The organism is Streptomyces aculeolatus (assembly GCF_020400605.1).
Classification (GTDB): Bacteria; Actinomycetota; Actinomycetes; order Streptomycetales; family Streptomycetaceae; genus Streptomyces; species Streptomyces aculeolatus.
This window is the reverse complement of the sequence record NZ_JAINRD010000020.1, coordinates 65,335-86,718: the sequence shown is the minus strand read 5'-3', so window position 1 is coordinate 86,718 and position 21,384 is coordinate 65,335. Positions and strand designations below refer to the sequence as shown.

14 protein-coding genes are annotated in these 21,384 nt (G+C 72.7%); 10 read left to right on the top strand and 4 right to left on the bottom strand.

Going from position 1 to position 21,384, the window contains the following annotated elements; genetic code table 11:
- Positions 1 to 32: 32 nt before the first annotated feature.
- The 3 genes from LG396_RS27955 (at position 33) to LG396_RS27945 (ending at position 4,909) form a co-directional block, all read left to right on the top strand.
- The gene (locus LG396_RS27955; protein ID WP_225796886.1) at positions 33 to 1,304 is read left to right on the top strand and encodes an MFS transporter; all 1,272 of its coding nucleotides are present in this window, start codon (positions 33 to 35) and stop codon (positions 1,302 to 1,304) included.
- Between the two features lie 327 nt (positions 1,305 to 1,631).
- Positions 1,632 to 3,269, top strand: a complete 1,638-nt coding sequence (locus tag LG396_RS27950; RefSeq protein WP_225796885.1) for an FAD-binding oxidoreductase — start codon at positions 1,632 to 1,634, stop codon at positions 3,267 to 3,269.
- 374 nt (positions 3,270 to 3,643) lie between these two features.
- Positions 3,644 to 4,909 (top strand): lactonase family protein, encoded by a 1,266-nt coding sequence (locus LG396_RS27945; RefSeq protein WP_225796884.1) that lies wholly within the window; start codon positions 3,644 to 3,646, stop codon positions 4,907 to 4,909.
- Here LG396_RS27945 and LG396_RS27940 read toward each other — a convergent pair.
- A complete protein-coding gene (locus LG396_RS27940; RefSeq protein WP_225796883.1) occupies positions 4,906 to 5,886 on the bottom strand; it encodes a LysR family transcriptional regulator in 981 nt (326 codons plus the stop codon). The genes LG396_RS27945 and LG396_RS27940 overlap by 4 nt on opposite strands.
- A gap of 101 nt (positions 5,887 to 5,987) precedes the next feature.
- On the opposite strand from LG396_RS27940, the gene LG396_RS27935 reads away from it, so the two are divergent.
- The 7 genes from LG396_RS27935 to LG396_RS27905 all read left to right on the top strand — a co-directional run bounded on the left by LG396_RS27935 (position 5,988) and on the right by LG396_RS27905 (position 16,637).
- A complete protein-coding gene (locus tag LG396_RS27935; RefSeq protein ID WP_225796882.1) occupies positions 5,988 to 6,992 on the top strand; it encodes an NADP-dependent oxidoreductase in 1,005 nt (334 codons plus the stop codon).
- Positions 6,993 to 7,139: 147 nt separating this feature from the next.
- Positions 7,140 to 8,444 carry an ABC transporter substrate-binding protein gene (locus LG396_RS27930; RefSeq protein WP_225796881.1) on the top strand — a complete coding sequence of 435 codons (1,305 nt, stop codon included), beginning with the start codon at positions 7,140 to 7,142 and terminating at the stop codon, positions 8,442 to 8,444.
- Entirely contained in the window at positions 8,441 to 9,451 is a 1,011-nt protein-coding gene (locus LG396_RS27925; protein ID WP_225796880.1) for a carbohydrate ABC transporter permease, read from the top strand. Before LG396_RS27930 ends, LG396_RS27925 begins: the two co-directional genes overlap by 4 nt.
- A 53-nt stretch (positions 9,452 to 9,504) precedes the next feature.
- Positions 9,505 to 10,269, top strand: coding sequence for a carbohydrate ABC transporter permease (locus LG396_RS27920; RefSeq protein WP_225796942.1), 765 nt, complete (start codon positions 9,505 to 9,507; stop codon positions 10,267 to 10,269).
- Between the two features lie 28 nt (positions 10,270 to 10,297).
- Positions 10,298 to 12,583 (top strand): alpha-xylosidase, encoded by a 2,286-nt coding sequence (gene yicI, locus LG396_RS27915; protein WP_225796879.1) that lies wholly within the window; start codon positions 10,298 to 10,300, stop codon positions 12,581 to 12,583.
- A 16-nt stretch (positions 12,584 to 12,599) separates the two neighbouring features.
- Positions 12,600 to 13,643, top strand: a complete 1,044-nt coding sequence (locus tag LG396_RS27910; RefSeq protein ID WP_225796878.1) for a LacI family DNA-binding transcriptional regulator — start codon at positions 12,600 to 12,602, stop codon at positions 13,641 to 13,643.
- An 87-nt stretch (positions 13,644 to 13,730) separates the two neighbouring features.
- Positions 13,731 to 16,637, top strand: coding sequence for a glycoside hydrolase family 3 protein (locus LG396_RS27905; protein WP_225796877.1), 2,907 nt, complete (start codon positions 13,731 to 13,733; stop codon positions 16,635 to 16,637).
- Positions 16,638 to 16,790: 153 nt separating this feature from the next.
- Here LG396_RS27905 and LG396_RS27900 read toward each other — a convergent pair whose 3' ends face one another.
- From LG396_RS27900 to LG396_RS27890, 3 genes are read right to left on the bottom strand one after another with little or no spacing between them, the layout of a single operon-like run.
- Positions 16,791 to 18,071: an extracellular solute-binding protein gene (locus tag LG396_RS27900; protein WP_225796876.1), complete on the bottom strand. Its 1,281-nt coding sequence runs from the start codon at positions 18,069 to 18,071 to the stop codon at positions 16,791 to 16,793.
- Positions 18,068 to 20,008 carry an ABC transporter permease gene (locus tag LG396_RS27895; protein WP_225796875.1) on the bottom strand — a complete coding sequence of 647 codons (1,941 nt, stop codon included), beginning with the start codon at positions 20,006 to 20,008 and terminating at the stop codon, positions 18,068 to 18,070. Before LG396_RS27895 ends, LG396_RS27900 begins: the two co-directional genes overlap by 4 nt.
- Complete coding sequence (locus LG396_RS27890) at positions 20,005 to 21,306, bottom strand: ROK family transcriptional regulator (protein ID WP_037753101.1); 1,302 nt, start codon at positions 21,304 to 21,306, stop codon at positions 20,005 to 20,007. Before LG396_RS27890 ends, LG396_RS27895 begins: the two co-directional genes overlap by 4 nt.
- Positions 21,307 to 21,384: the final 78 nt, after the last annotated feature.

The following is a 21,384-nucleotide window of genomic DNA, read 5'->3' as shown; positions in this document are numbered from 1 at the left end:
CCCCGCGGGCGACTGCGGCCAGGGTTTTCGGCATGCCCTCCCCGCGCCCGCTCGCCGCCGCCCTCCGTCCCTACCGGCGGCTCTTCGCCGTCCCCGGCGCCCGCGCGTTCACCGCCGGCAACCTCATCGCCCGGCTGCCCATGGGCATGTTCTCCGTCAGCGCCGTCATCATGATCGCCGAGCGCTACGGCTCGTACGCCCTCGCCGGCGCCGTCCCCGCCGCCGGCCTCGCCGCCACCGCCGTCGTCGCGCCGCTCACCGCCCGCCTCGTCGACCGGCGCGGCCAGGCCCGTATCGCCGTGCCCGCGGCGGCGATCGCCGCCCTCGGCTCGCTGGCGCTCGCGCTCTGCGTGCACGTCCGCGCCCCGGCCTGGACGCTCTTCGCCGCCTACATCCTCACCGCCACCACCCCCAACACCGGCGGCATGTCCCGCGCCCGCTGGGCCCACGCCTTCCGCGGCCCGGACGCCGGCACCCCCGGCGACGCCGCCGCCCTGCACACCGCCAACTCCTTCGAACAGGCCGCCGACGAGCTGTGCTTCATGACCGGCCCCGTCCTCGCCGCCCTGCTCTGCACCGCCGCCTTCCCCGAGGCGGGCACGGTCGCCGGCGCCGTGCTCCTCGTCACCGGCATCCTCCTCTTCGCCGCCCAGCGCGCCACCGAACCGCCGCCCCGGCCGCGGGCGCCGGGCGAGCGGACGCGGTCGCCGCTGCGGCTGCCAGGGTTCCCGCCGCTGCTGGCGGCGTTCGGCTGCGCGGGCGCGGTGTTCGGGTCGATGGAGGTCGTCACGATCGCGTACGCGGACCGCCTCGGCCGGCCCGCCGCCGCGGGCGGCATCCTCGCGCTGCTGGCCGCCGGCTCGTGCCTGGCCGGCCTCGCCTACGGGGCGCGGCGGCCCCGGGACACCACCCCCGAACCCGTCTTCCGCCGCTGCGTCGCGGCCATGGCCGCCCTCATGCTCCTGCCGCTCCTCGCCGCCGCCACCGGCCGCCTCGCCCTCCTCGCGCCCGCCCTCCTCGCCGCCGGCATGGCCACCGCCCCGACGATGATCACCGGCATGTCGCTGGTGCAGTCCCGCATCCCCGCCGGGCGCCTCAACGAGGGCATGACCCTCGCCGTCACCGCCCTCCTCGCCGGCATCGCCGCCGGCTCCGCCACCGGCGGCTGGGCCGCGGGCGGCTGGGCCGCCGGCACGCCGGCCGCCGCGTACGCCGTACCCCTCGCCGCCGCCACCGCCGCCGCACTCGCGGCCACCGCGCTGAGGACCGCGGCAATCCCCGCCGCCGCAGAACGCGACGTCTGATTCCCGCACATCCCACACTGCGCCGCGCGCCGCCCCGCGGCCCGAAGCAGTCCTTCCGCGCCGGTGTTCTCCCGGGCGGTCTGTTACATTCCGTTGGCTGCGCCCCGCGCAACGGCCCACAGCAGCCCCGCGGCGGCGGCCCAACTCCCGCCGAGTATCAGGGAATTGGATACGGGCATTCCCAAACCGGGATTTACGTCCCGGCCACCCCGGATTAACATCTTCCCGCATCGAGCGCCGCCCCGACGAAATTCTTCTGCCTACGCAAATGCGTGCCGCCGGACTTTGTGCTGCCCATTTTCCCTCTGCGCCGACGGGAGTTTCCTCATGGACAACGTCTCACGCCGGAAAGTACTTCTTTCAAGCGCCGCCGTAGGCGGTGCCGCCGCCCTCGGCACCGGCCAACTCGCCGCCGCGACCTCGGCCGGAGCCGCCACCCGCGACGTCCCCGCCTCGACCATCACGCCCGCCGACGCCCGCTATCCCGACTTCGTCTCCGGCAGCAACGGCCGCTGGCGCGCCCGGCCCGACGCCATCCGGGTGGCCACGGAGACCGAGCAGGTGGTGGCCGCGGTGGAGGAGGCCGTACGCGCCGGAAAGCGCGTCGCCGTACGCAGCGGCGGCCACTGCTACGAGGCATTCGTCTACCACTCCGACACCCAGGTCGTCATCGACCTGTCGGCGATGAACGACATCTCGTACGACCAGAAGAGGCGCGCCTTCGTCATCGAGCCGGGCTGCACGCTGATGGAGGTCTATATGGAGCTCTATCGGCGCTGGGGGGTGACGATCCCCGGCGGTTCGTGTTCCTCCGTCGGCGCCGGCGGCCATATCCAGGGCGGCGGTTTCGGGCTGCTGTCCCGGCAGTTCGGGCTGACGAGCGACTACATCCACGCCGTCGAGGTCGTCGTCGTGAACGCCGCGGGCAAGGCCCGCGCCATCGTGGCGACCAGCGACAAGAACGACCCGCACCACGACCTGTGGTGGGCGCACACCGGCGGTGGCGGCGGCAACTTCGGCATTGTCACCCGCTACTTCCTGCGCGCCCCGGGCACCGAGCGGCTGGCGCCGGAGAAGCAGTTGCCGCAGCCGCCCGGCGAGGTGTACGTGCACCAGCAGTCGTGGTCCTGGAACACCATCACCGAGGACCGCTTCCGCACCCTGCTGCGCAACTACAGCAACTTCTACGCGGAGTACAGCGAACCCGGCAATCCGTACGCCGGGATGTTCAGCATGCTCGTCTGCAGCACCAAGGCCAGCGGCTCCATCTCGATGACCACCCAGATCGACGCCACCCAGCCCGGCGCCGCGGGCAGGCTCGACGACTTCCTCGCCGAGATCGGCGGCCACATGGGCGACGCGCAGCCGACGACGCTGTCGACGAACGAGATGCGGGCGATGCCCGAGCTGTTCGCGCCGCAGGCGCGCCCGTGGCTGGTCGCCACCCGCCAGCTCGGCGGGTCCGGCTGGGGCGGGCGCGGCGACTACAAGTCGGCGTACCTGCGGCAGGCGTTCCCGGAAGAGCAGATATCCGCCATGTACAAGAACCTCACCGAGACCGACCAGCGCAGCGCGCTCGTGTCGATCGACTCGTACGGTGCGCAGGTCAACGCGGTCGGCACGGACGCGACCGCGGCGCCGCAGCGGGACTCGATCCTCAAGCTCCAGTACCAGGCGTACTGGAGCGAGGACGCCGAGGAGGCGGCGAAGCTCTCCTGGATCCGGAACATGTACCGCGACGTGTACGCGGACACCGGCGGCGTCCCCGTCCCCAACGAGGTCAACGACGGCTGCTACATCAACTACCCGGACATCGACCTCAGCGACCCGGAGTGGAACACGTCGGACACCCCCTGGCACGACCTCTACTACAAGCAGGGCTACCCCCGGCTGCAGCAGGTCAAGGCCGCCTACGACCCGGGGAACGTCTTCCGGCACGCCCAGTCCGTGCGGCTGCCCGAGTAGCCCGCCGGCAGGCGGCCGAGGCGCGCGCCGCCGGCCCGGGGCACCGGGGATCCCGGGCCGGGCGGCACGCGCCGTCGACGGGGAGCGGCCGTGCCGGGATGCTGGTGGCGTACGGCCGAAGGGCCACGGGCCGCGAACGGTGCACGCACCGCGACCGGTTCACCCGCGGCGGCCGCCCCACGCACCACCACCGCTCCACGCACCACCGCTGCACGCGCCACCACCGACCCACGCGCCACCGCCGCCGCACGGGCCGCGCCCCGGTACGCACACCGCGCTCAGCCGCGTATCGAGCCGGCTCACGTACCGTGCCACCCTGCGCCCCGGCCGTCCCGCTCCAACGGTGACCGTCCCGCCACGAAAGGAGCACCGCCTTGCACGCCTCCGCCCCGCCCCCCGACTCCGCACCCGCCCCCGAGGGCCCCACAGGACCGAGCCGGCGCCAGATGCTGCCGGTCTTCGGCGCCGCGGCGCTGGCGGGCGTCGTTCCCGCGCTGGGCTCCGCCTCGCCCGCGTCGGCCGCACCCGCGGCCGCGGCGCCCGCCTCCGCCGCGGCGGCAGCCCGCGGCCCCCGCGCCGTCTACGTCGGCGGCTACGCCGGCGGCCCCGGCGCCCCCGCCGGACTCGCCGCGTTCCGCATGGCCGGCGACGGGCGCCTCACCACGATCCAGGAAGTGCCCGGCGTCGCCAACCCCTCGTGGCTGGCGGTCCATCCGCGGCTGCCCGTGCTCTACGCCGTCTGCGAGGTGAGCACCTGGAACGGGCAGAAGGGCGGCGGCGTCGTCTCGTACGCCATCGACACCGCCACCGGCGAGCTGACCCGCACCGGCGACCAGCCCGTGCCCGGCGTCCCCGCGCACGGCGCGCTCGACGAAAGCGGCGACCACCTGATCGTGGCCAACTACGGCGGCGCCACCTTCGCCGTCGTCCCGCTCGGCGCGGACGGCACGCCCTCGCCGGTCTCGGACACCGTCACCGTCACCGGCACGGGCCCCGACCCGGAGCGGCAGAGCGGCCCGCACCCGCACCAGGTCGCCTTCGACCCGGCGTTCGGCCACGTCTTCGGCGCCGACCTGGGTACCGACCGCGTCTGGGCGTGGAAGCTGGACGCCGAGGCCGGGAAGCTGACGCCGAACCCGCTGCCGTTCATGCAGGTCGCCTCCGGCTCGGGCACCCGCCACCTGGCGTTCCACCCGAGCGGGCGGTTCGTCTACGTCGTCAACGAGCTGACGTCGTCGGTGACGGCCTTCACGTACGACCCGGAGCGCGGCACGTTCCGCTGGCTGCAGACCCTCGGCACGCTGCCGCGCGGCTTCACCGGCGAGAGCTACTGCGCCGAGGTCGCCGTGCACCCCGACGGCCGGACGGTGTACGTGTCGAACCGCGGGCACGACAGCATCGCCCGGTTCGCCGTGGGCGCCGACGGGCGGCTGGACCTGCGGGAGACCACGTCGACCGGCGGCGCGTGGCCGCGGCACTTCGCCCTCTCCCCGGCCGGCGACGTGCTGCTGGTGGCGAACCAGAACAGCGACGACGTGGTGTCGTTCCGCGTCACCCGCGCCGGCGCCCTGCGCCGCACCGGCGCCACCGCCGCCGCGCCGAGCCCGGCCTGCGTGGCCTTCGGCGGCGTACTGCCCTAGCCGGTTTCCCGGCTTCCGCTGCCGGACCCGTCCCGGACCGGTGCCGGCCCGGGTACGGAGCCGGTGCCGGACGCCGCTCTGAGTTCGCGGATCAGGGCGCGTACAGCGGCGCCGGCGGCCAGTTCCGGGGTGGTGAAGTAGCCCACGGAGCGGGTCGGGCGGCCGGGGCCGAGATCGGTGACCGCGATGCCGTCCGGCGCGTCGTGCAGCGAGAGCGCGGGCATGATCGCCATGCCCAGGCCCCTGCTCACCATGGAGAGCACCGCTCCGTCGTCCTCGGTCAGGACGGTCGCCTTCGGGATCCAGTCCTGCCGCGCCCACCACCTGCGGGTGTAGGAGCCGCAGTTCTCGTGCCAGTCCACCAGCGGCAGGGAGCGCGGGGCGGGGTGGCCGGCCGGGTGCACCAGCGAGTAGGGCTCCTCGACGAGTACGCCGCCGACGAGGCCGGCGGGCGTCTGCGAGGAGGCGCCGACCGTGGCGACGGCCACGTCCGCGCGCCCTTCGGCGACCTCGCCGGCGGTGCCCGCGCCCAGCTCTCGGACGACGTACACCTCCGGTTCGATGCCGGGGCAGCGGGCGGCGAGGCGCTCCAGGACGGTCGGCAGCAGGTGGAGGGCGGCGCTGCGGAAGGCGGCGATGCGCAGCGGGCCGGCGACCGTGCCGGTGCCGGCGCCGCGGGCCTCCGCGGCCAGGGTCTCCAGGAGCCGCAGCACCCTGCGGGCGTGGGCGGCAGCGGCGGCACCGGCCGCGGTCGGCGTCGCGCCCTTGCGGCCCCGTTCGAAGAGGACGGCGCCGACCTTGCGTTCCGTCCCGCGGATGGAGTGCGAGACCGCGGACTGGGTCAGTCCGAGGGCCTCGGCCGCCGCCGAGAACCCGCGCTCGCGCTCGACGGCCACGAGGATGCGCAGCTCGCGCGGGGCGAGGTCGGCGGCGGCAGCCGCACCGGATGCGGACGCTCGCGGGGCTGCACCTGCCATAGGGGTCCCACCTGCTTCTATGAGGGCTCTTCATGGATCGTGCCGGACCATGAGCACAACCCACTCCCCGGCGCCCGTATTTCCTCCGTACGGTCGCCGCCATGACCGAGACCGCGCTGACCGTGCACCAGACCGCCCGCCCCCACGGCTTCCCCACCGCCGGCCACTTCGCCTTCGTGGAGTCCCCGGTACCGGTGCCCGGACCGGGAACGGCCCTGGTGGAGAACCTGTACTGGTCGGTGGACCCCTACCACCGCGAGATGATGGACGGGGACTTCGCGCTCGGCGCGCCGCTGGAGGGCCGCACGATCGGCCGGGTCGTGCACTCCCGCCACCCGTCGCTCCGCGAGGGCGGGATCGTCTTCCACCGGCAGGGCTGGCGCACCCATGCCGTCGTCACCCCCGACCAGGCCCACGCGGTGCCCCGCTTCGACGGCGTACCGCTCTCCGCGCACCTGGGCATCCTCGGCGGCACCGGCCTGACCGCCTACGTCGGTCTCACCCGTGTCGCCGAACTGCGCGAGGGCCAGGACGTGTTCGTCTCGGCCGCGGCCGGCGGCGTGGGCACGGCCACCGGGCGGCTCGCCCGGCTGATGGGCGCGGGCCGGCTCGTCGGCAGCGTGGGCAGGCCGGCGAAGGCCGCGTACCTCACCGGGCACGTCGGCTACGACGAGGTCTTCGACTACCACGCCGGCCCGGTGGCCGGGCTGCTCGCCGGGGCGGCACCCGGCGGGATCGACGTCTACATGGACAACGTCGGCGGCGAGCACCTCGAAGCGGCGATCTCGTCGCTGCGCGAGTACGGGCGGATCGTGCGGATCGGCACGATCGCCCAGTACAACAGCACCGGCACCCCCTACGCGCTGCGCAACCTCCCCGACATCGTCGAGAAGAGCCTGCGCATGGAGGGCTTCCTGGTCCGCAACCACGGCCATGTGCAGGAGGAGTTGTACGAGTTCGTGGTGCCGCACCTGCAGAGCGGGCGCGTCGCCCTGGACGAGACCGTGGTCGACGGCTTCGGCGGCATCGTCGACGGGTTCCTCGGGATGCTCCGCGGCGAGAACCAGGGCAAGATCATCGTACGGGCGGCCGGGGCGGACGCCTGACGGCCACCGCCGCCACCGCCACCGCCACCGCATTTTGTCAACGCCATTGACATACCCCCGGGCCCTCCCTACCTTCCTCCGTCGAAGCGCTTCGACACCCCTCATCGAACCGATTCGACGAGGCCGAAACTCCCACGGAGGCAGTGGATGTTGAAGGCACGGAGAAGGGCGCGCCTGCTGGCTGCCGCCCTGGCGGGAGCACTGTCGCTGAGCACGCTCGCCGCGTGCGGCGGCTCGGACGGCGGCGGTTCCGGCGACGGCAAGACCCTCCGGCTCTGGCACTACGAGGGCCCCGACAGCGCCATGGGCAAGGCGTGGGCCGAGGCCGTCGAGGAGTTCGAGGAGAGCCACCCGGGGGTGAAGGTCGAGTTCGAGGAGAAGGGCTTCGAGCAGATCCAGAAGACCGCCCCGCAGGTCCTCAACTCCGACCAGGCGCCCGACCTCATGGAGTACAACAAGGGCAACGCCACCACCGGCCAGCTCTCCCGCCAGGGCCTGCTGACCGATCTCACCGAAGAGGCGGAGGAGCGCGGCTGGGCCGACGCCGTGCCGCCCACCGTGGCGACCACCAGCCGGTACGACGAGAGCGGCGTCATGGGCTCCGGCGCCTGGTACGGCATCCCCAACTACGCCGAGTTCACGATGGTCTACTACAACAAGGACCTCTTCGCCGAGCACGGCGTCGAGGTCCCGACGACGTTCGCGGAGCTGGAGGACGCGCTCGCAACGTTCAAGGACGCCGGGATCACGCCCTTCGCCAACGCCGGCGCCGAGTACATGGCCCAGCAGTACCTCTACCAGCTCGCGCTCAGCCGCGCCGACAAGGCGTGGGTCGACTCCTTCCAGATGGGGGGCGAGACCGACTTCTCCGACGCGGCCTGGACGTACGCCGCCGAGACCTTCGCCGACTGGGTCGACAAGGGCTACGTCGCCGAGAACTCCTCCGGCACCAAGGCCGAGGACGCCGGCGTCTCCTTCATCCAGGGCAAGCACCCGATGCTGTTCTCCGGCAGCTGGTGGTTCGGGCGCTTCCAGGCGGAGGTGCAGAAGTTCGACTGGGACACCTTCCTGTGGCCCGAGAGCACCATGACCCTCGGCTCCGGCGGCAACCTGTGGGTGGTCCCGGAGGGCGCCGAGAACAAGGAGCTGGCGTACGACTTCATCGACATCACGATGAAGAAGGGCATCCAGAACACCCTGGGCAACAACGGCGGCGTCCCCGTCGCGGCCGACCCCGCCGCCGTCACCGACCCCAAGTCGAAGGCCCTCATCGAGGACTACACGACCCTCGCCGGCAACGACGGCCTCGCCTACTACCCCGACTGGCCGGCCAACGGCTTCTACGACTCCATGACCTCCGAGACGCAGAAGCTCCTCACCGGCAGCGCCGAGCCCGGCGACGTACTGGAGTCGCTGCAGGCCGAGTACGACGAGAACGTGCTCAAGGAATGAGCGCCCCGATCACCGCGGCCTCCAAGGGCGCGGCCCGCGCCGCCGGCGGGAGCGGAACCCCCTCCCGCCGGCGGTGGCGGAGGAGCCGGGCGGACCGTACGGGCCGTGCGCGCCGGACGTCCACCGAGGGCTCGTACGCGCTCTACCTGCTGCCCGGCGCGCTGGCGTTCCTCGTCGTCATCGTCGTGCCGTTCGCGATGAACACCGGCATCAGCTTCACCGACTGGAGCGGCGTCGGCACCCCCGAGTTCACCGGCCTGGACAACTACGACCGGCTCCTCGGCGACGACGACTTCCGGGAGTCCTTCCGGCACAGCCTGGCCATGGTCGCGGCGATGGCGCTGCTCCCCACCGCGCTCGGGCTGGTGCTGGCCTCGGCGCTCTTCGACTTCGTCGGCCGGCACGCCGGCAGCCGCTGGGTGGCGGTGCTGCGCGCCTGCTTCTACCTGCCGCAGGTGCTGCCGATCGCGGTCGCCGGCATCGTGTGGAGCTGGATCCTGGCGCCGGAGAGCGGCTCACTGAACGAACTCCTGGGCGCGGTCGGCCTCGACGCGCTCCAGCAGGACTGGCTGGGCGACCCGGACTGGGCGCTGTACAGCGTGATGGCCGTGATGGTGTGGGTGCAGATCGGCTTCCCACTGGTGATCTTCATGTCCGGGCTGCAGCGCCTCGACCCGGCGCTGCACGAGGCGGCGGAGCTGGACGGCGCGGGCTGGTGGCGGCGGTTCTGGCACGTGACGCTGCCGCAGCTGCGGCCGGAGATCGCGGTGGTGCTGCTGTGGTGCACGATCGCGGCGCTGAAGGTCTTCGGCATGGTGTACGTCCTGACCGGCGGCGGCCCGGGCGGGGCGACGAACGTCCCGTCGTACTTCGCGTACCAGAACTTCTTCGAGAACTTCCAGGCCGGCTACGGCGCCGCGATCTCCACCGTCCTCACGGTGCTGATCCTGGTGCTGGCGGTCGTCGCCCTGAAGCTGCAGACGAGGGCGGAGGACGAGAACTCGTGACCGCGGTCAGGAAGTACCCCGTGCTCGCGGCGCTGGTGCTGGGCGCGGCGTTCATGGTGCTGCCGTTCCTCGTGGTGCTGATGAACGCGATGAAGTCGCCCGAGGAGTACAGCAGCGACGGGCCGCTGAGCATGCCCGACGGCGTGTACCTCGACGGGCTCGCGGACTTCTGGGAGCGCGTCGACTTCGGGCAGAAGCTCTGGAACTCCGTGCTGATCTCCGGCTCGGTGGCCGTGCTCGCCGTCGTGCTGTCGGTGCTCAGCGCGTACGCCATCGGCATCGGCCGGATCCGCGGGCGGCCGTACGTGCTGGCGTTCTTCGTGCTGGCGAACATGCTGCCGCAGGAGGCGCTGGTCTACCCGCTGTACTACCTGTCGAAGGAGGCCGGCCTGTACGACACCCGGCTGAGCGTGGTGATCGTCTTCACCGTCGTGCAGTCCGCCTTCGGCACGTACCTGCTGGCCTCGGTCCTCGGCGGGTTCCCGCGCGAGGTGATCGAGGCGGCGCGGATCGACGGGGCGAGCAAGTGGCAGGTGCTGTGGCGGGTGGTGGTGCCCGTCAGCCGGCCGACGATCGGCGTGCTGATGGTGCTGTTCTTCATCTGGACGTGGAACGAGTTCCTGCTGCCGCTGGTCATGCTCGTCTCGGACGACAACCAGACCGTGTCCGTCGCCCTCGGCGTGCTCCAGGGCCAGCGGGACATGGACGCCACGATGACGAACGCCGCCGCCCTGCTGGGCGTGCTGCCGGCGATCGCGTTCTTCCTCATCTTCCAGCGGACCCTGACCCGCGGCATCGCCGCGGGCGCGGTCAAGTGACCCGCCGACCGACCCCGAGAGGCTGCGCATGAAGTTCACCGATGGCTACTGGATGCTGCGCCCGGGTGTCCGCGCCGCGTACCCCGCCGAGGTGCTCGACGTCACCGCCGGGGACGGCACGCTGGACGTGCACGCACCGACCCAGCCCATCCGGCACCGCGGCGATCTGCTGAAGGGCCCGGTCATGACGGTCTCCTGCCACTCCCCCATGCCCGACGTGATCGGCGTGACGCTCACCCACTTCGACGGCGGCACGGACGCCGGGCCCCGCTTCCGCCTCGCCGGGTCCGGGCCGCACGCGCACGCGAGCCAGGACGACGAGCACGCCCTGCTCACCGCCGGCAGCCTCGCCCTGCGGGTGACGCGCGCCGGCCCCTGGCGGCTGGACTTCCTGACGACCGACGGGATGCGGCCGCTGACGTCCTCCGGTCCCAAGGGCATGGCCATCATGGAGACCGACGCCTCCGGCGGCGGGCCGGCCCGGCACTACCTGCGCGAGCAGCTCGGGCTCACCGTCGGCACCCACGTCTACGGGCTGGGCGAGCGCTTCGGGCCGCTGGTCAAGAACGGCCAGGTCGTGGACATCTGGAACGCGGACGGCGGCACGGCCACCGAGCAGGCGTACAAGAACGTGCCGTTCTACCTCACCGACGCCGGCTACGGCGTCTTCGTCGACCACCCCGGGCGGGTGTCGCTGGAGGTGGGCTCGGAGGCGGTGTCGCGGGTGCAGTTCAGCGTCGAGGGGCAGGAGCTGACGTACTACGTCATCCACGGGCCGACGCCGAAGGAGATCCTGCGCAAGTACACGGCGCTGACCGGCCGGCCCGCGCTGCCGCCGGCCTGGTCGTTCGGGCTGTGGCTGTCGACGTCGTTCACGACCTCGTACGACGAGGAGACCGTCACTTCCTTCATCGACGGGATGGCCGAGCGCGACCTGCCGCTGTCCGTCTTCCACTTCGACTGCTTCTGGATGCGCGAGTTCCACTGGTGCGACTTCGAGTGGGACCCGCGGGTCTTCCCCGACCCGGCGGGGATGCTGCGGCGGCTGAAGGAGCGGGGGCTGCGGATCTGCGTGTGGATCAACCCGTACATCGCGCAGCGCTCCCCGCTGTTCGCCGAGGGCCGCGACGCCGGCTACCTGCTGCGCCGGCCGGACGGCGGGGTGTGGCAGTGGGACCTGTGGCAGCCGGGGATGGCCCTGGTGGACTTCACCAACCCGGACGCGCGCGCCTGGTACGCGGGCAAGCTCGCGGCGCTGCTCGACATGGGCGTGGACTGCTTCAAGACCGACTTCGGCGAGCGGGTGCCCACCGACGTCGCGTACTTCGACGGCTCCGACCCGGAGCGGATGCACAACTACTACACGTACCTCTACAACGAGACGGTCTTCGACGTGTTGAAGAAGCACCGCGGCGAGGGCGAGGCGGTGGTCTTCGCGCGCTCGGCGACGGCCGGCAGCCAGCAGTTCCCGGTGCACTGGGGCGGGGACTGCGAGTCGACGTACGAGGCGATGGCGGAGTCGCTGCGCGGCGGCCTCTCGCTGGGTATGTCGGGCTTCGGCTACTGGAGCCACGACATCGGCGGCTTCGAGGGCACGCCGTCGCCGGCGCTGTTCAAGCGGTGGATCGCCTTCGGGCTGCTGTCGTCGCACAGCCGGCTGCACGGCTCGTCGTCGTACCGGGTGCCGTGGCTCTTCGACGAGGAGGCCGTGGACGTGCTGCGGGTGTTCACGAAGCTGAAGCTGCGGCTGATGCCGTACCTGGACGCGGTGGCGCGCGAGGCGCACGAGCAGGGCGTGCCGATGATGCGGCCGATGGCGCTGGAGTTCCCGGACGACCGGGCGTGCACGCATCTGGAGCGGCAGTACATGCTCGGCCCCGACCTGCTGGTGGCGCCGGTGTTCAGCGACGGGGGCGAGGTCTCGTACTACGTCCCGGAGGGCACGTGGACGCATCTGCTGAGCGGCGAGGAGGTGCGGGGGCCGCGGTGGGTGCGGGAGCGGCACGGGTTCGCGAGCGCGCCGGTGCTGGTGCGGCCGGGCGCGGTGCTGCCGGTGGGGGCGGTGGACGACCGGCCGGACTACGCCTACGCGGACAGGGTGACGCTGCGGGCGTACGGGCTGCGGCCGGGGGCGCGGGTGGAGGTGCCGGCCGGGGGGACGGTGTTCACGGTGGTGTGCGAGGGCGGCACGGTACGGGCGTCGGCGACGGCGTCCGGGGGCGGGGCCGTGCAGCCGTGGGCGCTGGAGGTCGTGGGCGGTCCCACGGTACGCGCGGACGCGGGCCGCGGCGTCCTCGTGGCGGAGCTGGGCTAGGGTCCGGCTGTCCGGCATGTCGAACGGCCGGCGCGGCAAGCAGGGGGAGTTGATGGTCAAGATCACCGATGTGGCCCGGCACGCCGGGGTGTCGCCGAGCACCGTCTCGTACGCGCTCAGCGGCAAGCGCCCGATCTCCGCGGAGACCCGGGAGCGCATCGAGGCGAGCATCCGCGAACTGGGCTACCGCCCGCACGCCGGCGCCCGGGCGCTCGCGAGCAGCAGGTCCAACGTGCTGGCGCTGGTCGTCCCGTTCCGCAGCGGGATCCATGTGCCGGTGGTCATGCAGTTCGCGGTGTCGGTGGTGACGACGGCGCGGCAGCACGACCACGACGTGCTGCTGCTCACCCAGGAGGAGGGCGAGGAGGGGCTGCGCCGGGTGGCGGACACGGCGCTGGTCGACGCGCTGATCGTCATGGACGTGCAGCTGCACGACGCCCGGCTGCCGCTGCTGCGGGCCCTGGACCGGCCCTCGGTGCTCATCGGCTTCCCCGCCGAGCCCGCCGGACTGACCTGCATCGACCTGGACTTCGCGGCGGCGGGCGGGGCGTGCGTGACGCATCTGGCGGAGCTGGGGCACCGGTGCGTGGCGCTGGTCGGCTCGCCGCCGGAGGTGTACCTGCGCCGGACGGGCTTCGCGCAGCGCGTCACGCAGGGCTTCACCGCGGCGGCGGACGAGCGCGGGCTGACGTCGACGGTGCACCCGTGCGAGGCGACGCCGGCGGCGGCGCAGGCGATGGCGGAGCGGCTGCTGCGGGAGCACCCGGAGCTGACCGGGGTCGTGGTGCACAACGAGCCGGTGGTGCAGCCGCTCATCGAAGCGTTCCGACGGCTCGGGCTGCGGGTGCCGGAGGACCTGTCGGTGGTGGCGATCTGCCCGGACGAGCTGGCGGAGCAGGCGCCGCTGCCGATCTCGTCGGTGGCGGTGCCGACCGCGCGGATCGGGGCGCGGGCCGTGGAGCTGCTGATGCGCAAGCTCGACGGCCTGGAGGTGCCGGAGGCGACGATGCTGCCGCCGTGGCTGACCCGGCGGGCGACGACGGCGCCGCGCGGCGGCTAGGCACCGCGGGGGCGCGCGCTACGGAACGGAGCAACTCACTCATCTCGTGGTCGAAGCGATTCGACTTGATCAGAAGGAGTCGCGCACGTGAAACGAAGAACTGTTCTCGCCGCCCCGCTGGCCCTTCCGCTGGCCGGCCCACTCGCCGCGGCGCTCACCGGCACCGCCGCGGCCGCGGCCACGCCCACCGGCGCCACTGCCGCCGCCGGCAAGGTCCGCGAACTGCTGGCCGAACTCACCCTGGACGAGAAGATATCCCTGCTCCACCAGTGGCAACCCGCGATCCCCCGGCTCGGGATGAAGGCGTTCCGCACCGGCACCGAAGCGCTGCACGGCCTGGCCTGGCTCGGCCCCGCCACCGTCTTCCCCCAGGCCGTCGGCCTCGCCGCCACCTGGAACCCGGCGCTGATCCGCGAGGTCGGCGAGGCCGTCGGCGACGAAGTGCGCGGCCTCCAGCACGAACGCCCCGCCGGCTGGGGTCTGAACGTGTGGGCACCGGTCGTCAACCTGCTGCGCGACCCGCGCTGGGGCCGCAACGAGGAGGGCTACTCCGAGGATCCGTACCTCACCGGCGTGATCTCCACGGCCTACGCGCGCGGGCTCACCGGCGGTGACCCCGACAACCTCAAGACGGCGCCCCTCGTCAAGCACTACCTGGCCAACAACAACGAGGTACGCCGCGACCAGACCTCCTCCGACCTGCGCCCGCGGGTGCTGAAGGAATACGAGGAGCCGGCGTACCGGGCGGCGATCTCCGCCGACGCGGCGTGCGGCGTCATGACCGCGTACAACCTCGTCAACGGCCGCCCCTGCACGGTCACCGACCTGAACGCCTCGGTACGCACCTGGACCGACCGCACCCTCCTCAACGTCACCGACGCCTGGGCCCCCAACAACCTCCCGGCGACCGGCTCGCAGAAGTACTTCGACACCCTCGCCGAGGCCGACGCCGCCATCCTCAGGGCCGGCGTCGACAGCTTCACCACCGACGACACCGACGGCGGCCCGACCGCGGCCGCCGTCAGGGAAGCGCTCGCGCAGGGCCTGCTCACCGAGGCGGACGTCGACACCGCCGTACGCCACATCCTCGACATCCGCGCCCGCCTCGGCGACTTCGCCGCGGACGGCGGCCCGTACGGGCACCTCGACAAGAGCGTCATCGACAGCCCCGCGCACCGCGGGCTGGCCCGCCGCACCGCCGCCGAGGCGATCGTGCTGCTGAAGAACGACGGCGGCGCGCTGCCGCTCGACGCCCGTACGCTGCGGAAGGTCGCGGTCGTCGGCCCGCTGGCCGACACCCTGTACACCGACTGGTACTCGGGCAGCCTGCCGTACGCGATCACGCCGCTGAAGGGCATCGCCGACCACCTCGGCGCGGGCGCCGAGGTGGCCACGAGCGAGGGCGTCGACCGTATCGCGCTGAAGAACGCCGCGACCGGCCGCTACGTCAGCGCGGGCAGCGGCGCGGAGGGGGCGGCGCTGGCGGAGAGCGCGACGGCGACGGGCGAGACCGAGCAGTTCGACGTCTTCGGCTGGGGCGAGGGCATCGTCACGCTGCGGGCCCTCGCCAACGGCAAGGTCGTCGGCCTGCGCGACGGCCAGTTCTACAACGACCAGGACCAGCCCAACGGCTGGTTCGTCTCACAGCTGTTCCGGCCGGAGGAGCAGGACGACGGCACGGTGGTGCTGCGCTACGCCGGCTACGAGAACTGGTTGGGCGACGCCGTCTACCTCCGTGCCCGGGACGAGGACGGCGGCCTCGTCCTCGGCACCGCCGCCGAGGCGTCCCGCTACGTCGTCGAAACGCTTCGCGACGGCATCGGCGAGGCGGTCGCCGCGGCGCGCGCCGCGGAGGTCGCCATCGTCGTGGTCGGCTCGATGCCGTTCATCAACGCCCGCGAGACCGACGACCGCGAGGACATGGGCCTGGCCGACACCCAGTCGGCGCTGGTACGGGCGGTGCTCGCCGCCAACCCCAGGACCGTCGTCGTGGTCGAGAACAGCTACCCCACGACGCTGACCTGGGAGCAGGAGCACGTCCCGGCGCTGGTGTGGACGACCCACGCGGGCCAGGAGACGGGCCGCGCGCTCGCGGACGTGCTGTTCGGGGACGTGAACCCGGCGGGCCGGCTGACCCAGACCTGGTACCGGTCGGCGGCGGACCTGCCGCCGATCCTGGAGTACGACAACATCAAGTACGAGCGCACGTACCAGTACTTCACCGGCGACGTGCTCTACCCCTTCGGCCACGGCCTGTCCTACACCGCCTTCCGCTACAGCCGCCCGCGGCTGCTGCGCGGCGCCGTCGCGGTGGCGGTCACCAACACCGGCCGGCGGACGGGCGCGGAGGTCGTGCAGCTCTACACGCGCCAGCGCGACTCGCGGGTGAAGCAGCCGCTGAAGAAGCTCCAGGCGTTCGCGAAGGTGTCGCTGCGGCCCGGCGAGACGCGGACGGTGACGCTGCCGCTGGCGCGCGAGGCGCTGGCGCACTGGGACGTCACCCGGGAGCGCTGGGTGGTGGAGCGCAGCACGTACGACGTGCTCGTCGGCGCCTCGTCCGGGGACATCAGGGCGCGGGCGGAGCTGGCCGTCGACGGCGAGACGGTGCCGCCGCGGGACCTCGCTCGTACGACGCGGGCGGAGAACTTCGACGACTACGCGGGCGTGCGGCTGGTCGACGAGTCGAAGCCGCGGGGCACGGCGGTGGGGGCGGAGTCGGCGGGCGCGTGGCTGCTGTTCGCGGACGCGGACCTGCGGCGCGGGGCGCGGCGGCTCACGGCGCGGGTGGCGAAGGAGTCGCCGGGCACGGGCACACTCCAGCTGCGGCTGGACGCGCCGGACGGCCCGGTCGCGGGTGAGGCGGCGGTGCCGGGCACGGGGTCGCGGTACGCGTACAGGGAGGTGACGGCGGCGCTGCGGGGCGCGGCCGGGCGGCGGGACGTGTACCTGGTGCCGGGCGAGGGGGTGCGCGTCGCGGACTTCTCGCTGCGCTGAACCGGGCCCAAGTCGGGTGTCCGCGGCGGGCGGGAGGACGGCCGCCCGCCGCGGACGCTGGATCCGACGCCGCCGGCTCAGGGCACCACGGGCCGGCGGCGTCGGGGCTTGCAGGTCCCCGGGGACTCCCCGGAGTGTTCGGTCCCGGGGCGCTCAGTCCCCGGAGACGGCGATGGACTGGAACTCGCGGAGCACCTTCTCCGGCGCCGAGTTCTGGCTGACGGCCTTGCCCAGGTCGTTGCCCATCACCCCGAGCAGCTCCGCCCAGACCGGCCGCGTCGTGGGGTCGAACCGGGCCCGGCCGGTCATCCCCACGTACCGGCCGACGTTCCGGTCGTCCTTGAGCACGTCCACCGCGGACTTCGTCGTCGGCAGCAGGCCCTCGGTCTTCAGGTACGGCACGTAGTTGTCGGGCCGGTAGAAGAAGCTGAGGAAGTCGCGGACCAGCTCGCGGTTGCCGGACTTCTTGAACGCCATCAGGTAGTCCTGGATCCCGTGCGCGACGGGTTCAGCGCCGTGGCTGACCGGGTGCACCGCGAGCCCGTAGTCGACGTCGCCCTTCTCGATCAGGTCCAGGAACGCCCGCGCGCCGAAGGCGCCGTAGACCATCGCGGCCTTGCCCTGGGCGAACAGCGGCCAGGTGCCGTCGGGGCGGTTGGTCTGGCCGGGGTTGGGCTGGGTGTAGCCGCGCTTGCTGAGGTCCTGGAGGAAGCCGAGCGTTTCGACGTTGCGGTCGCTGTCGATGGCCCACTTGCCGTTCGCGGTCCAGCCGCCGCCGTTGGCGCGGGCCCAGGTGCCGAACTCGTAGTGCCCGGACTCGATGCCGAGGGCCAGCCCGTACGGGACGTACTTCCCGGGCAGCGCCTTGATCCGGTCGACGGCGTCGAGGAACTGGTCGCGGGTCTCCGGCGGCCCGTCGAAGCCGGCCTCGCGCAGGATCCCCTTGTTGTAGTACATGCCGTTGACGGTGGCGAGGAACGGCAGCGCGTACTGCCGGCCCCGGAAGGAGGCGTTTTCGGCGAAGGCGGGCATGAAGTCGCCGTAGACCTCGGGGGTGAGGACGTCCTCGGCGGGGTGCAGCAGGTCGGCGTCGGCGTAGTCGGCGAAGAGGTTGAGGTTGGCGATGTCGGGGAGCTGTCCGGTCTGCACCATCGTGTTGATCTGGGTCTGCAGGTTGCCCCAGTCGATGATCTGCAGCTTGATGCTCTTGCCGGGGTTCCTGTCCTCGAACTTCGCGACGAGCTTGCGCCAGTACGGCTGCGTGCCGTCGGTGTACTGCGCGATGACGACCTTGATGGAGTTCGGGTCGCCGGCCGCGATGGGCCGGCCGCAGGCCGCCGCCAGCGCGCCGAGCGCGGAGGCGGAGGCGAGCGCGCCGCCGGTGCGCAGGACGGCCCTTCTGCCGGGCCTTCTGCCGGGCGTGGGGTGGCTCATTTCGTGCTGCCCTTCGTCAGGCCGCTCACCAGGTACCGCTCGATGAGCGCGAACAGGATCACCGCGGGCACGATCGCCATCAGGGAGGCGGCGAAGAGGTACTGGTAGTTCGTCTCGTACAGGCCCACGAACTGCTGCACGCCGACGGTGAGCGGCACCCGGTTCTCGGTGGGCTCGTTGAAGACGGTCAGCGAGATGACGAACTCGTTCCAGACCTGGATGAACGTGAAGATCGTGACGGTGATGAGCGCGGGCGCCGCGAGCGGCAGCGCCATCCGCACCATGATCCGGAAGCGGCCGAGCCCGTCGAGCATCGCCGCCTCGTCTATCTCCAGGGGTATGGAGCTGAACTGGGTGTGCAGGATCCAGATCGCGAAGGCGATGTTGAAGGCGCAGTTGACCGCGATGATGAACCAGTAGCTGTGGATCCCGCCGGTGAAGACCGCCTCCCGGTACAGGCCGATGAGCAGCGCCACCGCGGGGAACATCTGGGAGACCAGCACGAGGCCGAGGAACGCGCCCCGGCCGCGGAAGTTCGTCCGGGCCAGGATGAACGCGGCGGGCGCGGCGATCAGCAGCACCACGGCGGTGGAGACCAGCGCGACGACGAGGCTGACCCGGAAGTAGCCGGCCAGCGGGATCTTGTCCCACACGTCGGCGTAGTTGGACCAGGCCCACTCGTCGGGCAGGTAGTCGGCGGGCACCTGGAACAGCTCGGCGTCGGTCTTCAGCGAGCCGAGGAACATCGCGATGTACGGCGCGAGGAAGAACAGCGCGACGCACAGCCCGGCGAGCGGCAGCCCGATGTGCCGCACCCGCCGCCACCCGGCGGCCAGCGGCCCGGTCACGGGACGTACGGCGCGGGCGAGGGCTGCGGAGGCGAGCCGTGTGCGGCGGCCGAGGGCCTCGGCGGCCTCGCCGCCCGCGCGCTCCTTGCCGTACGCGGCGGGAGCGCGGCCCTTGAGGAGCCGGATGAGCACGGCGATGAGGAGGCTGATCGCGATCACGTTGAGCACGCCGAGGGCGGCGGCCTCGCCGGTGTCGAGCCGGCCGGTGAAGGCGATCTTGTACATGAACGTGACGGAGGTGTCGGCGTGGTTGCCGGCCGTCTTGCCCATGATCACCCAGATCAGGGCGAAGGCGTTGAAGACGTGCAGCATGTTGAGCACGAGCGCGACCGTCAGCGAGGGCCGCAGCATCGGCAGCGTCACGCGGCGCCAGGTGGTCCACGGCCCTGCGCCGTCGATCTTCGCGGCCTCCATCAGCTCGCCGGGGATGGTCTGCAGCCCGGAGAGCAGGACGTACGCCGTGAAGGGGATCGAGGTGATGATCCCGACCGCCATCAGCGAGTAGAAGGCGATGTCCGGGTCCTTGTACCAGTCCACCGGCGAGTCGAGGATCTTCAGATCCATCAGCAGCCGGTTGAGCAGGCCGTTCCCGCCCTCGTAGATGAAGCGCCAGACGGTGGCGGTCATGACCAGGGACGTCGCCCACGGCACGATCAGCGCGAGCCGGACGAAGCGGCGGCCGAAGAAGTCCTTGGCGAGGAACTGCGCGAGGGCGAGGGAGGCCAGGACCGTGAGGCCGACGACGACCAGCACCCACAGGAGGGTGTTGCCGACGACGCCGGGGAGTTCGTCCTCGGCGAAGAGGCTGCGGTAGTTCTCCAGGCCGGCGAAGCCGTCGGTCAGGCCGATGCGGTTGATCTCGACGAAGGACATCCCGACCATGTAGATCGCCGGGAAGACGATCACGGCCGCGATGAGCAGGGTGCTCGGCGCCAGCCAGCGGACGGGGACGGTCCGCCGCCACAGGGCGCGCAGCGGGCTCACGGGAGGCGGCGCGGTGCCGGCCCGGGGTGCGGGGGACGTCGGCGGGGCGCCGCCTTCGTTCCGTACGGGATCGGCGGTCGCCTCGGTGCGGGGCGTCGTCGTCAACGGGCACCTCCTGCTGCTCGGTCAGGTCCCGGGGCGCCCTGATCGCCCGGATCGCGCCGCTGGGCCTGCACGCCCGGGTGGCGCTGATCGCCCGGGTGGCCTGGGGACTGCGGGGTCCTCGCGCCCGCGGGGGCGAGGTCGTGGAGCGGGACGATCTGCCCGGCGGCACCGCCGAACAGCTCCCCGTCCAGATGGGCCACGGCCCGCCCGATGGCGCCGACGGCGACGCACTCCTCGTCGAGGGCGGAGGCGCGCAGCTCCGGCACCCGCAGGCACACGTCCTCCAGCCGCCGCCGCAGCCGCGGCAGCAGCACGTCGGCGGCCCGGGAGAAGGCGCCGCCGAGGACGACCAGTTCGGGGTCGAGGGTCATGACCATCGCCGAGGTGCCCAGCGCCAGGTCGTCGCAGTACCGCTCGACGGCCGCCACGGCGATGGGGTCGCCGCCGCGGGCGGCGGCGAAGGTGTGCTTGGCGGCGTCGCTCTGGGGCACGTCCGGGGGGACGGCCGGGCAGTCGTGGAGGTACGAGGCGGCGGTGACCCAGTGCGTCACGGGGTGCATGCCGACCTCGCCGGCGACGCCGCCGAAGCCGCGGTGCACCTGCCCGCCGACGACCAGCGCGGCGCCGGTGCGCCGGCCGGCGTGCAGGAAGACGGTGTCGTCGACGCCCTTGGCCACGCCCCACTCGCGCTCGGCGAGTGCGGCGAGGCGGGAGTCGTTGTCGATCTGCACGGCGCAGGGGAAGAGCGCGCCGATGCGGTCGGCGAGGTCGACGCCGGTCCAGTTCGCGACGCCGGCGCAGTACTGCACCCTGCCGGCGCGGTCCACGATGCCGGTGGTGCCGGCGCCGACGGCCCACAGGTCCGTACGCCGCAGCCCCACGGCTGCCAGGCAGTCGGCGACGGCCCCGTCGGCGGCGGCGATGCGGTCGTCGACGGGGGTGCCGGGGCCGACGGTGCGGTGGGTCTGGGCGTGGACGGTGCCGTCGAGGTCGGCGATGGCGGCGCGCACGCTGTGCACGCCGATGTCGATGCCGGCGACGTGCCCGGCGTCGGCACGGAACCGGTACCGCCGCGCGGGCCGCCCGACGGTGCCCTGCGCGGGCCCCATCTCCTCGACCCAGCCCAGCTCCACGAGCTGGCCGACGACGTCCTTGGTGGACGGCCGCGACAGGCCGGTCCGCTCGGCGACGGCGGTGAGCGTGAGCGGCTCGGCGCCGCGCAGGACGTCCACGACCGCCAGCGAGTTGAGATGCCGCAGCCGGGACAGGTCCCCGCCGAGCTCCGCTGCCGATGCCATGCGCCACGCCCCTCCCGGAGCCCACCACCAGCCGGAACGACTAACGATGGAGTCCTTTACATATTTACGATGGAGCCC

What these genes read in the sequence shown, in the direction of transcription:
- LG396_RS27955 (WP_225796886.1), top strand. Translation starts at nt 33, where the DNA reads ATGCCCTCCCCGCGCCCGCTCGCCGCCGCCCTCCGTCCCTACCGGCGG.
- LG396_RS27950 (WP_225796885.1), top strand. Translation starts at nt 1,632, where the DNA reads ATGGACAACGTCTCACGCCGGAAAGTACTTCTTTCAAGCGCCGCCGTA.
- LG396_RS27940 (WP_225796883.1), bottom strand. Translation starts at nt 5,886, where the DNA reads ATGGCAGGTGCAGCCCCGCGAGCGTCCGCATCCGGTGCGGCTGCCGCC.
- LG396_RS27935 (WP_225796882.1), top strand. Translation starts at nt 5,988, where the DNA reads ATGACCGAGACCGCGCTGACCGTGCACCAGACCGCCCGCCCCCACGGC.
- LG396_RS27930 (WP_225796881.1), top strand. Translation starts at nt 7,140, where the DNA reads ATGTTGAAGGCACGGAGAAGGGCGCGCCTGCTGGCTGCCGCCCTGGCG.
- LG396_RS27925 (WP_225796880.1), top strand. Translation starts at nt 8,441, where the DNA reads ATGAGCGCCCCGATCACCGCGGCCTCCAAGGGCGCGGCCCGCGCCGCC.
- LG396_RS27920 (WP_225796942.1), top strand. Translation starts at nt 9,505, where the DNA reads ATGGTGCTGCCGTTCCTCGTGGTGCTGATGAACGCGATGAAGTCGCCC.
- yicI (WP_225796879.1), top strand. Translation starts at nt 10,298, where the DNA reads ATGAAGTTCACCGATGGCTACTGGATGCTGCGCCCGGGTGTCCGCGCC.
- LG396_RS27910 (WP_225796878.1), top strand. Translation starts at nt 12,600, where the DNA reads ATGTCGAACGGCCGGCGCGGCAAGCAGGGGGAGTTGATGGTCAAGATC.
- LG396_RS27900 (WP_225796876.1), bottom strand. Translation starts at nt 18,071, where the DNA reads ATGAGCCACCCCACGCCCGGCAGAAGGCCCGGCAGAAGGGCCGTCCTG.
- LG396_RS27890 (WP_037753101.1), bottom strand. Translation starts at nt 21,306, where the DNA reads ATGGCATCGGCAGCGGAGCTCGGCGGGGACCTGTCCCGGCTGCGGCAT.